Source organism: Nocardiopsis deserti, from assembly GCF_008638355.1.
Classification (GTDB): Bacteria; Actinomycetota; Actinomycetes; order Streptosporangiales; family Streptosporangiaceae; genus Nocardiopsis; species Nocardiopsis alborubida.
Genome location: NZ_VWVS01000019.1, coordinates 66,268 through 80,809 on the forward strand (window position 1 = coordinate 66,268; position 14,542 = coordinate 80,809).

General features: G+C 71.4%; 16 protein-coding genes. 8 read left to right on the top strand and 8 right to left on the bottom strand.

The window, feature by feature from the left end:
• Positions 1-210 precede the first annotated feature (210 nt).
• Positions 211-501, top strand: a complete 291-nt coding sequence (locus FYW99_RS24855) for a hypothetical protein (protein ID WP_223839510.1) — start codon at positions 211-213, stop codon at positions 499-501.
• 8 nt (positions 502-509) lie between these two features.
• Here the strand turns inward: FYW99_RS24855 and FYW99_RS24860 are convergent, their stop codons facing one another.
• The 3 genes from FYW99_RS24860 to FYW99_RS24870 form a co-directional block, all read right to left on the bottom strand.
• Entirely contained in the window at positions 510-1,436 is a 927-nt protein-coding gene (locus tag FYW99_RS24860) for a universal stress protein (RefSeq protein ID WP_150254455.1), read from the bottom strand.
• 236 nt (positions 1,437-1,672) lie between these two features.
• Positions 1,673-3,643, bottom strand: a complete 1,971-nt coding sequence (locus FYW99_RS24865; protein WP_150254456.1) for a heavy metal translocating P-type ATPase — start codon at positions 3,641-3,643, stop codon at positions 1,673-1,675.
• Entirely contained in the window at positions 3,640-4,029 is a 390-nt protein-coding gene (locus FYW99_RS24870) for an ArsR/SmtB family transcription factor (protein ID WP_150254457.1), read from the bottom strand. The genes FYW99_RS24865 and FYW99_RS24870 overlap by 4 nt, the downstream gene beginning before the upstream one ends.
• 442 nt (positions 4,030-4,471) lie before the next feature.
• On the opposite strand from FYW99_RS24870, the gene FYW99_RS24875 reads away from it, so the two are divergent.
• From FYW99_RS24875 to FYW99_RS24885, 3 genes are all read left to right on the top strand, one after another.
• Positions 4,472-5,578: a protein-L-isoaspartate O-methyltransferase family protein gene (locus FYW99_RS24875; protein WP_190394800.1), complete on the top strand. Its 1,107-nt coding sequence runs from the start codon at positions 4,472-4,474 to the stop codon at positions 5,576-5,578.
• Positions 5,579-6,060: 482 nt separating this feature from the next.
• A complete protein-coding gene (locus FYW99_RS24880) occupies positions 6,061-6,600 on the top strand; it encodes a class IV adenylate cyclase (RefSeq protein WP_150254459.1) in 540 nt (179 codons plus the stop codon).
• Between the two features lie 418 nt (positions 6,601-7,018).
• Positions 7,019-7,315 carry a hypothetical protein gene (locus FYW99_RS24885; protein WP_150254460.1) on the top strand — a complete coding sequence of 99 codons (297 nt, stop codon included), beginning with the start codon at positions 7,019-7,021 and terminating at the stop codon, positions 7,313-7,315.
• 161 nt (positions 7,316-7,476) lie between these two features.
• Here the strand turns inward: FYW99_RS24885 and FYW99_RS24890 are convergent, their stop codons facing one another.
• Together FYW99_RS24890 and FYW99_RS24895 are read right to left on the bottom strand one after the other, a co-directional pair.
• Entirely contained in the window at positions 7,477-7,719 is a 243-nt protein-coding gene (locus FYW99_RS24890; RefSeq protein ID WP_150254461.1) for a hypothetical protein, read from the bottom strand.
• Positions 7,720-7,887: 168 nt separating this feature from the next.
• A complete protein-coding gene (locus FYW99_RS24895; RefSeq protein ID WP_150254462.1) occupies positions 7,888-8,340 on the bottom strand; it encodes an ATP-binding protein in 453 nt (150 codons plus the stop codon).
• Positions 8,341-8,574: 234 nt separating this feature from the next.
• Between FYW99_RS24895 and FYW99_RS24900 the strand changes: the two genes are divergently transcribed.
• Genes FYW99_RS24900 through FYW99_RS24910 form a run of 3 tightly spaced genes read left to right on the top strand, consistent with a single transcriptional unit; the run spans position 8,575 to position 9,772 of the window.
• Positions 8,575-9,396, top strand: coding sequence for a helix-turn-helix domain-containing protein (locus tag FYW99_RS24900; RefSeq protein ID WP_223839512.1), 822 nt, complete (start codon positions 8,575-8,577; stop codon positions 9,394-9,396).
• Positions 9,393-9,572 carry a DUF397 domain-containing protein gene (locus tag FYW99_RS24905; protein WP_150254463.1) on the top strand — a complete coding sequence of 60 codons (180 nt, stop codon included), beginning with the start codon at positions 9,393-9,395 and terminating at the stop codon, positions 9,570-9,572. The genes FYW99_RS24900 and FYW99_RS24905 overlap by 4 nt, the downstream gene beginning before the upstream one ends.
• Positions 9,573-9,595: 23 nt before the next feature.
• A complete protein-coding gene (locus FYW99_RS24910) occupies positions 9,596-9,772 on the top strand; it encodes a DUF397 domain-containing protein (RefSeq protein WP_150254464.1) in 177 nt (58 codons plus the stop codon).
• Positions 9,773-9,936: 164 nt separating this feature from the next.
• Here the strand turns inward: FYW99_RS24910 and FYW99_RS24915 are convergent, their stop codons facing one another.
• A complete protein-coding gene (locus FYW99_RS24915; RefSeq protein ID WP_150254465.1) occupies positions 9,937-10,704 on the bottom strand; it encodes an AraC family transcriptional regulator in 768 nt (255 codons plus the stop codon).
• An 83-nt stretch (positions 10,705-10,787) separates the two neighbouring features.
• Between FYW99_RS24915 and FYW99_RS24920 the strand changes: the two genes are divergently transcribed.
• The gene (locus tag FYW99_RS24920; RefSeq protein WP_190394805.1) at positions 10,788-11,600 is read left to right on the top strand and encodes a sulfite exporter TauE/SafE family protein; all 813 of its coding nucleotides are present in this window, start codon (positions 10,788-10,790) and stop codon (positions 11,598-11,600) included.
• Positions 11,601-11,679: 79 nt separating this feature from the next.
• Here the strand turns inward: FYW99_RS24920 and FYW99_RS24925 are convergent, their stop codons facing one another.
• Together FYW99_RS24925 and FYW99_RS24930 are read right to left on the bottom strand one after the other, a co-directional pair.
• Positions 11,680-12,837, bottom strand: a complete 1,158-nt coding sequence (locus FYW99_RS24925) for a cytochrome P450 family protein (RefSeq protein ID WP_150254466.1) — start codon at positions 12,835-12,837, stop codon at positions 11,680-11,682.
• A gap of 151 nt (positions 12,838-12,988) precedes the next feature.
• Positions 12,989-14,461, bottom strand: a complete 1,473-nt coding sequence (locus FYW99_RS24930) for an MFS transporter (protein ID WP_150254467.1) — start codon at positions 14,459-14,461, stop codon at positions 12,989-12,991.
• Positions 14,462-14,542 lie beyond the last annotated feature (81 nt).

Below are 14,542 nucleotides of genomic sequence, written 5' to 3' on the forward strand. Positions count from 1 at the left end.
CTCCGCTATCGGGGGATTCGAGAGGGTCCGGCGAGACGCGGGAGCCCCCGCGCGACCAGGTCGCGCGGGGGCTTTTCCCTTTCCCGGATCGGCTGGCCGCTACATGTAGTTACCAGAAGTTGCTATATAACTACTCTTGGTAAACACTGGATGTGTTCCGCCGCCGCGGCCCGTCCGCGGGCCTCCGTCCGAGAAGGAAGAACCCTCCCCATGCCCATGACACTGACGCGTGCCGCCCTCGCCGCGGCCGCCGCCCTGGCCCTGGCTGGGCTGGCCAGCGCCCCCGCCCTGGCCGACGAGGTCACCGCCGAGCCCACCACGGAGCCCTCCTGCGGCAGCCCCCTGGTGCTGCTCTCGCCCGGTGCGCAGGTCGAGGGCAGCAGCTGCTCGGTGGTGAGCACGGTCGAGCAGGAGCTCCAGAGCGTCGGTTCGGGCGACCTGCTGCCCAGCATGCCCAACATGGCCGGTATGTCCGGCATGCCCGGTGCCGGCTGGGGCTGATCGCGGGCTCAGTCCTCCTCCGCGTGCCGGGGCACCACGACCACGGGCACCGGCGAACTGTGCATCACGCCCTGGCTGACCGATCCCAGCAGCACGCCGCGCACACCGCCCCGCCCGCGCGAGCCCACGACCACCAGGTCGGCCTCGGCGGCCGCCTCCACCAGCGCGTCCACGGGGTTGCGCTGGGTGCGCACTGCGCTGATGTCCACGTCCGCGGTGGCGTCGTCCATCACCTCGGCCAGCACGCCTGAGACGAGTTCCTCGGACTGGCGTTCCAGCAGGTCGTCGGGCGGGGTCCAGCCGGACTCGGCCAGGGAGGCGGTGGTGAAGGGCAGCGGAACCTCCCAGCTGTGCACCACCACGACCGAGGAACCCTCCTGGAGCGCGGCCCGGTGCAGGGCGAAGTCCAGCGCGCGCCGGGAGTCCACCGAGCCGTCCACGCCGACCGCGATCCGCAGCGGTCCCGAGAGCTTCGGCGTGCGCCCCTCGGTGCCGGGGACGACGACCACCGGGCAGTGCGCCTTGGCGGCCAGCCGCATTCCGGCCGCCCCCGCCAGCACCGAGCGCACCGGCCCCCTACCGCGCGAGCCCACGACCACCAGGTCCCCGTGGCCGGTCCGGTGCAGCAGCGCCAGCGGCGGTTCCTCCAGCCCCAGCGCGGTCTCCACACGCAGTCCCGGGCGCAGCGAGCGCACGTGCTCGGCGGCCTCCTCCAGGAGGCGGCGGCCTTGAGCGGTCATCTCCTCCGTGGGCGGGAAGCGGGTGGGACCGGCGTAGACCGACATCACCAGCGGCATGGACAGGGTGTGCACGACGTACAGGGGGAGTTTCCTGAGTTCGGCCTCCGCCGCGGCCCACTCCAGGGCCCCGCGCGCCGACGCCGATCCGTCGACGCCCACCGCGACCTTGGGAGAGGGGATCGGAACATCGGCCATGGTTTCCTGCCTTCTCGTCGCGGGACGTGTTCTTCGGGGAGGCGGACGCCCTCCCCACCGCAGAGCGTGCCCTACGGCGGGGGTTCGCACCCGCCGTGGAGGCGGTGTGGCGTGAAAAACGTCCGCCTTCCGGCGTACCTCCCTCCTCCTACCCGGGCCGCCCGCGCGGACGCGCGTCGGTCAGCCCGTCCAGCCGGGCTGTTCACCGGGCAGGTCAGAGTGCCTGGACTGGCAGGTCAGCCCGTCCAGGCACGCGACCGCAGCAGCCGCAGCCCGTTGAGGGCGACGATCACGGTGGAGCCCTCGTGCCCGGCGACGGCCAGCGCCAGGGGGAGCGTGCCCACCAGGTCCCAGGTCACGAGCACGACGATGAACGCGGCCGCCACGCACAGGTTGGCGATGACGAACCGGCGGGCGCGCCGCGACAGGGCCAGCAGCCGGGGCAGGGTCGCCAGGTCGTCGCGGACGATGACGGCGTCGGCGGTGTCCAGTGCCAGGTCCGAGCCGCGGCGACCCATGGCCACCCCGGTGGTGGCCGCGGCCATGGCCGGGGCGTCGTTGACGCCGTCGCCCACCAGCATCACCCGCGTGCCCTCGTGTTCCATCCGCGCCACCAGCGCCGACTTGTCCTGCGGCAGAAGGTCGGCGTGCACCCGTGCGATCCCGGTGGCCCGGGCCACGTGCGCGGCGGTGGCCGCGTTGTCGCCGGTCAGCAGCAGCACCGGTTCGGGGGTCAGGGCCGCCACCCGGGCCACGGCCTCGGGCGCCTCGGTGCGCGGGGCGTCGGACAGGGTGAGCACGCCCAGTTCCGTGCCGTCTGAGGTCACGGTGACCCGGGTGCCAGCCGGTCCGGACGGAGCGGCGGGCCCCGCCGGTTCTGACGTTTTCGTTGGTCCTGCCGGTTCGGACGGGGCCGCCGCTGTCCGTGCGACCCGCACCTTTCGGCCCGCGACGGTGGCGCGGACTCCGACGCCGGGCAGCGACGCGAAGTCCTCCACCCGGTCGGGCACGGTCAGCCCCCGCCGGTCGGCCTCCTCCCGGACGGCACGGGCCAGGGGGTGCTCGCTGTAGCGTTCCACGGCCGCGGCCAGGGCCAGGACCTCGTCGGCGCCGTGTCCCGGAGCCGGAATCACGCCGGTGACCTCCGGGGTGCCCCGGGTGAGGGTGCCGGTCTTGTCGAAGGCCACCGCGCCGGTCCGGCCGATCTGCTCCATGACGGTGGCCGACTTGACCAGGACGCCGTGGCGTCCGGCGTTGGCGATCGCGGCCAGCAGCGGGGGCATGGTCGAGAGCACCACCGCGCACGGCGAGGCCACGATCATGAACACGATCGCGCGCAGCAGCGCCTCCTCGAAGCCCGCGCCCAGGAGCAGGGGGATACCCAGCACGAGCAGCGTGGCCACGACGACGGCCGCCGAGTAGCGCTGTTCGACCTTCTCCACGAACAGCTGGGTCCGGGCCTTGGTGGCCGAGGCCTCCTCGACCAGGGTCACGATGCGGGCGATCACCGACTCCCGGGCCGCGCGGTCCACCCTCACCCGCAGCGCGCCGGTGCCGTTGACCGTGCCCGAGAGCACCTCGTCGCCCACCGAGCGGGGCACCGGGACCGACTCCCCGGTGACGGCCTGCTGGTCCACCTCGCTCGCGCCCTCCACGACGGTGCCGTCGGCCCCGACGCGTTCGCCAGGCCGGACCAGGACCGTGTCCCCGACCCGCAGTTCGGTGGTGTCCACGGTCTCCTCGCGTTCCCCGTCCGGGGCCGTGGTGACCCGGACGGCCCGCTCCGGGGCCAGGGTGAGCAGGGCGCTGACGGAGTCGGCGGTGCGCTGGGTGACCACGGCCTCCAGGGCGCCGGAGGTGGCGAAGATGACGATGAGCAGGGCGCCGTCGAAGACCTGGCCGATGGAGGCGGCGGCGACGGCGGCCACGATCATCAGCAGGTCCACGTCCAGCGTGCGCTGCCGGGCGGCGCGCAGTCCGGACAGGGCGGGTTCCCAACCGCCCGCGGCGTAGCAGGCCAGATAGAGGCCCCACCACAGCCAGGCCGGGGCGCCGAGGAGCTGGGCGGCCCATCCGGCCAGGAACAGGGCCAGCGCCGCGGCGGCCCAGCGCACCTCGCCGAGGCGTATGCCGGTCGCGAACAGGGACGCGGGCCGGGCCGCCGCGGTTCGGCCGGACGGGGACGGTCGGGCGTCGGCGACGGTCACCGGGTGCCGTTCCCGGAGTCGCGGGCCGGGGGGGTGACGTCGGCGCGGTGGTGGGCGGGTTCGACCTCCAGGGCGTGCTCGGCCTGGTAGACGGCGTCGGCCACCAGTTGGCGGGCGTGCTCGTTGGCCAGGCGGTAGTACATCCGGTTGCCCTCCCTGCGGAAGGCCACCACGCGTCCCATGCGGAGTTTGGCCAGGTGCTGGGAGACGGAGGGGCCGGGCTTGCCGAGGCGTTCGGCCAGCTCGTTGACGGAGAGTTCGCCTCCGCGCAGGGCGAGGATGATGCGGACCCGCGTGGCGTCGGCCAGCAGTGAGAGGATCTCGACGGCGTACTCGACGTAGGGGCTGTTCTCGTCGAGCCCGCATCTCTTAGTATTTGCGTTCATGCGCAGATAGTAGATCGAAGGACGAAGGGAGGGCAACACCCGCGGCGGCGTGGGGGTGAGCGCCGACGTGGGCTGTGTGAGGAGGGGAGCCGGGGTCAGGTGTGGTCGGCATGCCCTGGGCGAAGGCTGCGAGGACGACTCCGAAACCGTCCGGGGCACCCACGTGCGCCCCGCCGTCACCGACGGGTCCATCGAGAAGCGGACATCGCGGAACCTGGAATTCCAGGAGTGGCCGGACCTGGCCGTACCCCCACGCAGCTCCTGGCGCTCGGGTAGGACAACAGCACTCCCCCCGACACGGACAGGAGCCCCTCGTGGCCCAGTGCTCCATGTGCCAAGGTGAAGGAACCGTAGTGATCGAGTCCGACGGAGACGGCAGCGGCGGCGGTTGGACACACCGCCAGGTGGTCACGTGCAGCGGTTGCAAGGGAACGGGAGAGACGTGACGGATGACCTCGACGCGCTTCACACCGCCCTGGTGGAGCGCCTGGACACCACCGCCACGATCCGCGACGCGTTCGCCGCCCATCCCCGACACCTGTTCATCCCCGACATGGTCTGGCCTGACGCGACCGGCCTGCCCCTGTACCGGACCTCCGACCCCGACCGGTGGACACGTCTGGTGTACGGCTCCGACGCCGTCACCACCCAGGCCAACGACGGGGGCCCGGGGCCGCGCAACGAACCCAGTTCCTCGTCGTCGGCGCCCCAGGTGATGGCGGACATGATCGCCGCGGCCGGAGTCGGCGAGGGCATGCGGGTGCTGGAGGTCGGCACCGGCACCGGATGGAACGCCGCGATCCTGTCAGTCCTGGTCGGTGAGAAGGGATCCGTCACCAGCATCGAGATCGACCCCGGTGTGGCGGCCCTGGCCCGGGAACGGCTCACCGGAACCGGCATCACCGTCCGCACCGCCGCCGAGCCGCCCTCCGGGCAGGTGTACGACGCGGTCATCGCCACCTGCGCGGCGACCCGGATACCGGGCGGGTGGCTCTCCGCCGCTGACGGCGCGGTGCTCGTGCTGCCCTGGAGCCCGCACCCGGCCGCCCACAGCACACCGATCGTCGCCCTCACCGTGCGCGAGGGGCACGGGTCGGGGCCGTTCGTGCGCGAGGCCGCGTTCATGCGCGACCGCACCCAGCGCCCGGGGGACCTTCCCTTTCCCGGCCTCGGACAGAAACCGACTCCGGCTGCCGACTTCCCCGTCGGATCGGTCGAACTCACCAGCTCGGGGATGATGACCCAGCTGATGTTGATGATGCCCGGAGTCCGTCTGGGAACAGGGCTGCGCCCCTTCCGGGGTGAGCCCGGCCGGATCGTGTGGATGGGAGCCGGACCGGCGTGGGCGTACGTGTGGCCGGACGGTTCGGTCACCGGCGGTGGTGATCGTGCCTTGGGCGAGGAGCTGGGTGAGGCCTACCGGCTGCTGCGGGGTGCCGGGCTTCCAGATCTGGAGGACTTCGCCCTGGAAGCCGACACCGGTCAGGGCTTCTGCCGGGTGGCGTGCGCGGCTCTCGGGCAGCACTGGGATCACCCCGTATCGCCCTGACTGTTTCGCCTTCCTCACCTGCTCTTCGGGGTCGTACTCCGGCTTTATGAGCCTGCGACCGCTGTTCAGGCGTGGAGCGCCTGTGCGTCCGGCGCAGCAGTTCGAGGACCTCGGAAGGGTCACAGGAGGTAGTGGGGATGAGCGCCGCTGTGCGCTGTGTGAGGATGTACGTCCAGGCCAAGAGTGCTCAGCATGTCCCGGGCCAAGGTTGCGGCGAGATAACGGTCTGCGTTTTCGCAGGTCGCTAAGCGTGAGCCCCGCGCACGCGGGGATGGACCGCGCAGGCCCCGCCGCAGTGTGCCCAAGCGATCGTGAGCCCCGCGCACGCGGGGATGGACCGCCCTGCGCTGGCGCGGACGAGGACTGCACCGAGTGAGCCCCGCACAGGCGGGGATGGGCCGGTCTTGGGAAACTCCCGCCTGGTGGGGCCTGGTCTCGGTACGCTCGCCGAGACGGTGGTGCCGAGACGCGAGGGGCCTGTGGTGCGGGAGATCGAGACGAAGTACCGGGTTGCCGATCTCGAAGCACTGCTGGCCGCGCTCAAGCAGGCCGGGGTGCGCATGAGCGACCTTGCCTACCAGGACGACCAGGCCTACGCCCCTGCTGGCTGGCGTCCGGAGCTGGGCAAGGTCGGCCACACCTTCGCCCGTCTGCGCACCCAGGGCAGCGTGCACCTGCTGACTACCAAGACCCCGCTGGCCAACGCCATGGAGTGCGTGGAGTACGAGACCATCGTCGCCGACCGCGAGCAGATGCACGGCGCCCTGCTGGCGCTGGGATACGAACCCACGGTGCGCATCGTCAAGCACCGCCGCACCGGCACCACAGGACCCATCGGGGTGTGCGTGGACCTGGTCGAGGGCCTGGGCGCCTTCGTCGAGCTGGAACTGGTGGTCGATGACGACCGCGACGGTCTGGCCCTCCAGGCCGAACTCGACGCGTGGGCGCGAGGGCTCGACGTGTCCCTGGAGCGCACCACTGACACCTACGACACCCTCGTACGCGCTGCGGCGGCGTCCTGACGGTTTCCTCAACCGCGCGGCACGAAGCGGATCCTCGCGAAGCGCTCCGCCTGGGCAACGGGTCAACGGGCATGCGATGGTCGCGAGTACGGGGATGTCAGGAATCCATCGCGGCGAATGCTCCCGTCTGTGTTCGCTGTCGCGCCGCTGATGACTCATGGTCGGCCTATTTCCCGCCGGAGAGCGGACCAGCCGAAACCGCCTTTCGGTCAGCCGTAGCGCCGCCACGCCCTACATGAGAGTTCGTATATCCACTGATGCACCTTTTGCCAGGGGTACCACACGCAAAGGGAATGGCCGGGGGCGAGGCCGCAGGCGGCCAAAGAGCGCAAGGTTCGATACCCGGAGTAGTCACCGCAGGTAGATTCCTCGATGAAGACGGCCGCACGGGCCGCCCACACAGGAGAGCGGGAACACCATGGCCGAATACGCCAACGCCCCCTACGCGCAGGCCGCCGCAGCCGTCAGCAAGGACGGCGTCCTCCAGCACGGCAAGGGCGTCATCGACGTCAAGCGCAGCGGGGCCGGTCGCTACAGCATCACCCTGGAGGCCCACATCGACGCGACCACGACCGTTCCGCAGGTGAGCCTGAACCAGTCCGCCGACTGGAAGGGCGAGGTCTACGTCAAGATCATCGACAGCTCCACGATCGGTGTGCTGACCGGCGCCAACGGCTCGGCCGCCGACGAGCCCTTCTACCTGTTGGTCCCCTAACCGGGTGTGACCCCCACCGAGCCGTCCCCACGGGGACGGCTTCTTCTATTCCCGGCTTCCGGTGGGTCCCGACCAGCGCCAGTGAACACTCACCTGGCTTTCGGCCCCGGGTCCGCGCACACCGAGGCGAACCCAGGCGAGCGGGAGCCACCGGCGGACCATCACGAACCCTGGCCCTGGCTTTCCGCGTTCGGGGAGGGGGCGGGATCGTCCGGCTGGTTGAGGAGTGCGGCGATGTGTTCTTTGGGGTAGCGGCGTGCTCCGCCGGGGGTGCGGAAGGGTTGGAGGACGTTGTCCCATTCGCCTCGGTGGAGGCTGCGGGGGCGGATGTTGAACAGCTCCGCGACTTCGCCGGGGGTGAGGACGTCGGGGCGGCCGTCGAGGAGGTAGCGGTAGTCGGGCATGAGGGGCTTTCCGTGTCTCAGGGGTCCGCTGTTGTGTGAGTGGTCGGTGGCCCCGCCCTCCCGGGGAAGGGGAGGGCGGGGCTTCGGGTCGGTACGAAGGTCACCGGCCCGTCCGCACCGGCCCGGGGGGACAGGTCGGGTGGTGCGGAGCAGGGAAGTGCTGCTGGGTCACCAGGGGAAGACGGCGCGGACGGTGATCGCGCCGCAGGAGTGTTGCTTCCAGTCCCAGTAGGAGCACAGCGCCTCGACCAGGCGTAGTCCGTTGCCGCTGGGGCGCAGGGGTTCGGGAGAGGGCACGGCCGGGAAGGAGGGTTCTTCGCCGGGGCGCGGTCCGTTGTCGGTCACCCGGAGTTCGAGATGGCGCGGGGTGCGTTCGATCTCCACGCGGACGGAGCCTCCCGGAAGCCCGGACGCCGAGTGGCGCAGCGCGTTGGTGGTCATCTCGGAGACGGCGATGCCGACGGGTTCGGCCAGGCTGGGGCGGGAGCGGGTGGCCTGGGCGGCCCAGCGGCGGGCGATCCTGACGTGGCCGAGTTCGGGGCCGAGCAGAATGCCTGATTTGGTGGCGGTTCCACACAGTCGGCGTGGAAGTGCCGGGGCCTGAACGATAGGCTTGTTCATGTCTCACCTCGGGGCTTTCCGGGTGGGGCACTCTGCCTCGGAGACCGCTCTCACCTTCGGTCTCCGGGGCTTTTTCATGCCCATGTGGATATTTCGCCCGATATGGGCTGAGAAGCTTTCTGTATTTGCTTCATCACGAACCTTGCCAAGTGGTCTGTCTTCGGCGCTATGCTTATTGCCTAAGACGGTAAAAGTTCTATGGCCAGCGGTATGTTCAATTAACCTGGTGGTGGGATGGTGCAAGAAGAAGACGGAGACAAGGCCGCACAGCTCCGTTTCGGTAAGCTGCTCAGGAAACTCCGAGGTCAGGCGGGTCTTACACAGCAGGAACTCGCTGCTCTGGCTGTGGTTTCACAGAGCACCGTCAGCGATTTGGAGCGCGGGAAAAAGGGGACGCGGAGAGACCCAGTAGCACGGCTCGACAAAGCCCTTACCGCCCGGGGCGTGCTCGTGGACGCATGGGACGCGGTCTTCTCCGGGGCCGGGGTGACCGCGTACTTCCGCGAGGTGGCCGAGGCGGAGCAGATGGCTCCCAAGATCCGCGACTACTCCTATGGCCTGGTTCCTGGACTGTTCCAGGTCGAGGGGTACGTTCGGGCCATCAGTGAACTCTCCAACCCTGAAGCCACCACGGAGGCCATCGACCAGATCGTCAAGGCCAGGAAGTACCGACAACAGATCTTGGACCGGCCCCACCCGCCGACGATCACGGTGCTCCTGGACGAGGTGGTGCTGCTGCGACGGTTCCGGAAGCCGGAGGTGATGAAGGAACAGATCGACCACCTCATTGACCTGTCCCATCGCCCGCGAGTGAAGCTCCAGATCGTGCCGATCACGACCGAGGGACATCCGGGTCTGTTCGGGTCCTTTACGCTGATGGACGTGCCTGATTCGGGCACATTCGCCTATGTCGAAAGCCAGAGGACAGGGGTGTCACTGAAGCAGCCGGACGTTGTGGCAAGCTACGACCGGATATTCGCGGAGCTCAGGAGCGCCGCCCTGCCGGTGCCCTCGTCACGGTCCCGCATGGAAGAGATTCGAGGCAGCATCACATGATGACCGAGGACTGGAACAAGTCCAGCTACAGCAACGGCGAGGGCGGCCACTGCGTGGAAGCTCGTCGCGACCAGGCGGCCGTCCTGGTTCGCGACACCCAGAACCGGCCGCTCGGCCACCTGTCCGCCACGGCTTCTGAGTGGACGGCTCTGCTGGCTGCGGCGCGCAACCAGTAGCAGCAGAACATGAAAGGTCTGCGATGACCGAGGACTGGAGCAAGTCCAGCTACAGCAACGGCACCGGCGGCAACTGCGTGGAAGCCCGTCGCGACCAGGCGGCCGTCCTGGTCCGCGACACCCAGAACCGGTCGCTCGGCCACCTCGCGACCCCGACCGCCGAGTGGGCCGCCCTGGTCAGCGCCGTTCGCGCCCAGTAGTCCACAGGCAGGACCGGCCCCGCCCAGACGAACCGGGCGGGGCCGTTTCCATGTCGGTGCCCGCCGCTATCTCCGCTACCTCTGTTACCGCCGATACCGCCGCCGCAGCACCAGCGACCGGCGCGACCAGCCGGAACGACCCCGCCGAACCCGCGCGCGACCGCTCACTGTCCCGCCGCGTAGTCCCGGGGCGATGACCCCAGCACGCGCAGGAACATCGTGGAGAACGCCGACGGGCTCTCGTACCCCAGCTCCATCGCCACCCTGGTCACCGGCTCACCTCTGGCCAGCAGCGGCAGCGCGTGCAACACGCAGGCCCGCTGCCGCCACCGCGCGAAGCTCATCCCCGTCTCCGCCCGGAAGAGCCGGTGCACCGTCCGCTCGCTGACGTGCAACCGCCCCGCCCACCGCGCGGGCGGATCGTGCACGTCCGGTGCCCCCAGGAACTCCTCGCACATCTCCCGCAACCCCTCGTGCCCCGGCAGCGGCAGGTCCAGCGGCAGCGGCACGAGCCGACGCAGTTCGTGCAGCACCAGCGCGAACACCGCCGCGTCCCTGCCGTGCGGGGAGTAGCGCGGCTCCAGGTCCACCGCCGTCAACAGCAGTTCCCGGAGCAGCGGCGACACCTCCACCACCTGGCAGCGCCCCGGGAACCACGCGACCGCGCTCGGTTCCAGGTACAGGCTCCGCGTGCTCACCCCCGTCATGACCACCCGGTGGTCGGTCCGGGCCGGGATCAGCACCGCCCGGTGCGGCGGCACGGTCCACTCCCCGTCCGCCGTCTGGACCCGCATCACCCCCGTCGCCCCGTAGAGGAACTGCGCCCGCCGGTGCCGGTGGGCGGGCAGGACGTGTTCGGGCGGGTAGTCGGTGCCGATCGCCAGGACGGGCCGGTCGATGGAGTCCACCTCGGCGACGGGGATGTTGCGCATGGGGTCGAAGCTACCGGGTGTTGTCCGCTGCGCGAAGGAGAGTGGCGTTCTTTCGAAAGCGCGCCAGCGCCCGCCTGCCTAACGTGGTCCGGGTGCTCACCTTCGTCCTTCCCCTGCTGGCCCTGGGCCTGCTGACCGGCGTCACCACCGTCCTGTTCGGTTTCGGCGGCGGCTTCGTGGTCGTCCCCGTCGTCTACTACGTCACCCGCGCCCAGGCCGATCCCGGCGTGGACCCGATGGCCGTGGCCGTGGCCACCTCCACCGCCGTGATGGTCGTCAACGCGCTCAGCGCCACCCTCTCCCAGCACCGGGCCGGGCGGCTGCGCCGCGACTACGTGTGGCCGCTGGCCGCCTACATCGGCGTCGGCGCGGTGCTGGGCTCCCTGGTCGCCACCGCCGTCGGGGGAGGGGCCCAACGTGTGCTGTTCATCGCCTACATCGCCGTCACCCTGCTCGACACCCTCCTACGCAGGGGCTTCCTGACCCGCGACCCCGACGCCGGGCCCCGCCGGTTGGGGCGGCGCACCACCACGGCGGGCGGGGTCGGAATCGGCGCGGTGACCAGCTTCCTGGGCGTGGGCGGCAGCGTCATGACCGTCCCCCTGCTGCGCCGCCGGGGCCTGCCGATGGGCGAGGCGACCGCGATGGCCAACCCGCTCAGCCTTCCCGTCGCGGTGGCGGGCACGGCGGTGTACGCGCTGTTCGGCGACGGGGGAGGCGACGGGCCCGGCCACCTGGGCTCGGTGGACCTCGTGGCCGGGGCCCTCCTGCTCGCCGGGTCGCTGCCCGCCATCGCCGTCACCCGACGCCTGGTGGGCCGGGTGCCCGACCGGGTGCACGCGGTGTCCTACGTGGTGCTGCTGGCGGTGGTCCTGGCGGCCTTCGTCCTGGTGTGAGCGGAGGCCGCCGCACCGGCTCGGGCACCTCCGATCCCTCCGGCAGACCCAGGCCAGCGCATCGGAGAAGACCCGGCCGTCACCGCAGCAGCACCGGCAGCGCGGTCAGCCTGGCGCCCATGATGCCGCCGACGTCGCTCTGCCTGAGTTCGCCGTACGGCACGGCCAGACGCGCGTCGGGGAAGTCGACCCTGAACACCTCCACGAGCGTGACCAGTTCCAGCAGGGCGAGGCGGGCGCCTGTGCAGTAGTGCGGTCCCGCGCCGAAGGAGAGGTCCGGCCCGGCTGTGCGGCCGGGAACCGTATTGATGCCCTGGATGTCGACCAGCACGGGGGAGCGCGCGGGCAGGCGCACCCCGGCGAGTTCGGTCTCGGCGCTCGTGAAGCGCCACAGGGTGAAGGGCGCCGGGGAGTGCGCGCGCAGCGTCCGGCGGACGAGTTCCTCGGTGGAGCCCGCCTCCCGCACGGCTCCGTCGTCCCCCAGCAGGCGTGCGAGAAGGAAGCCCAGCGCCGGGTCGGTGGTCAGCTGCCCGGCGAAGACCAGGGTGAACAGCAGGTAGTGCAGCTGCTGCTCGGTCAGGTCGTCGGGGAGCCCGTCGCGCAGCTCGGCGGCCAGGCCGTCCCCATCGTCCGTCAGCATCGCCGCGGACAGTTCCCCGAAGGCCGTCATCGCCCGCCCGACGTCCGCGGGTGCTCCTCCGCCGTACAGGAACCGACACGCCTCGGCCGCCTGGTCGACCCGGTCGAGCGGAGCCCCGAGCAGGTCGCAGACCACCGTCAGCGGGAAGCGCGTGGTGAAGTCGGCGGCCAGGTCGACCACGCCACCGGCGTCGGCCAGTTCGGTCAGCAGCTCACGGGCGGTCTCCGCGATCCGCCCGGACCGGTCCCGCATCCGCTTCGCCGTGAACAGCGGGGTGTGCGCCCGGCGCAGCCGCGTGTGGGTGGGGCCTTCGGAGGTGGTGAGCGAGAGCTGAGCGGCGGCGGTCGGTTCGAGTCCGGAGGCGGCCGGGTCCCAGGCGGCCGGGGCGCAGGCCGGGTCCTTGACGATCCCGGGATGGGTGAGGACCTCCCGGGCGAGCGCCTCGTCGGTGACGATCCACACGGGTCCGCCCGCAGGGGCCTCGGCGCGCACGAGGGGTCCGGCCGCGCGCAGGGCGGCACGGGCGGGATGGGGTTCGTCCAGCACTCGGATCCCGGGTGCGAACGGGTCGACGGTGGCGCGGGGTGCTTCGGTCATCGGATTCCTCCTGGAGGGTCGGGTCGCCGCGCGGGCGCTTCCACGGGCTCGCGGTCGGGTCGGTGCGGTCGGGCGGGTCTCCGCGCGGGCGCTTCCACGTGTCCGGTTCGGACAGTGGCGGATCGCGGTGCGGGGGCGGGACCGGGCGGGGTCAGTGCGCGGGCGCGCCCGCGCGCCGGGGGAGCAGGAGCATGAGCGCGGCGGCGGCGACGTAGCAGGCGCACTGCCAGGGCAGGATCGCGCCGAGGGCGTCCCCGTAGGCGGCGGGAGCAGCGGCGCCGTCGGTGAGGGAGCGTTCCAGCCGGGCGAAGAACACGGCGCCGAGGACGGCGACGCCCAGCGCGTTGCCGATCTGGGTGACGGTGGTCAGGACCCCTCCGGCCGCCCCCGCTCCGCGGGCGGGCACCCCGGCCAGGATGACGTTGATCAGGGACGGGGCGGTCAGTCCCAGCCCCAGGCCGCCGGCGAGCAGCGGGGCACCGAGCGCCCAGAACGAGGGGTCGGGCCCGCCGCTGACGACGAGGAGCAGCAGGAACTGGGAGAGCACCAGCAGGAGCGCGCCCGTCACGAGCAGGGAGCGGCCGAAGCGGTGGGCGAACCGGACGCCGACCCCGGAGGTGGCGATCGAGCCCACGGCATAGGGCAGGATCACCAGCCCCGTCTCCAGGGCGCTGCGCCCGGTGCCGAGCTGGAGGTAGAGGGAGAGCAGGAGGAAGAAGGAGCCCAGCGCGCCGAAGAACAGCAGGGAGACGGCCAGACCGCAGGCGAACGCACGCACCCGGAGGAGGGCGGGGTCCAGGACCGGCTGCCTGCCGCGCGCGACGAGTCTCCGTTCCCTGGACAGGAACAGCGCACCCGCCGGGGCCGAGAGCAGCATGAGGACGTGGCCCCACCAGGGCCAGCCCCAGTCCCGCCCTTGGATCAGGGGCAGGAGCAGGAGCACCGTGCTGAGGGAGGCCAGGGCGGCACCGACCAGGTCCGGCCGGTCGCCGTCGGGGACGCGGGACTCGGGCAGGAGGCGTGCGCCCAGGGCCAGACCGGCGAGCGCGACGGGGACGTTCACCCAGAAGATCGCCCGCCAGCCCAGGCCGAGGGGGTCGGCCTCCACCAGGATCCCGCCGAGCAGCGGACCGGCCACCGAGGCCAGGCCGAGCACGGCGCCGTAGGCGCCGAACGCACCCGCGCGGGCCCTGGGGGCGAAGGAGGCGCGGATGATGCCGAAGACCTGCGGGATCATCAGTCCGGCGGCCAGTCCCTGTGCGACGCGCAGGGCGACCAGGGCATCCGGGTTCGGGGCCAGTCCGCAGCCCGCGGAGGTCAGTGCGAACGCGGCCAGACCGAGGAGGAACATCCTGCGGCGCCCGAACCGGTCGCCCAGGCTGCCGCCGGTTATCAGGCCCGCCCCGACGGCGAGTGTGTATCCGGCCACCATCCACTGGAGCGCGGTGTCGTCGGCGCCCAGGTCCTCGGCGATGGCCGGGGCCGCGACGCTGACGATGGTGGCGTCGAGCAGTTCCATGAAGTCGGCCGTGAGGATCACGGCCAGGGCGAGGACCGCCGTGCGGCCGGTGAGGGGGAGGGAGGCTGTGGCGCCGCCGGCGCGGGCACGGGACGATGTGCTCATCGGAGGCCACGCTCCTCGGAACGGGGGGAACGCGGTAAAATTCCTGCATTACGCAGTATCTGTGTCACGCAGTTAAGTTAG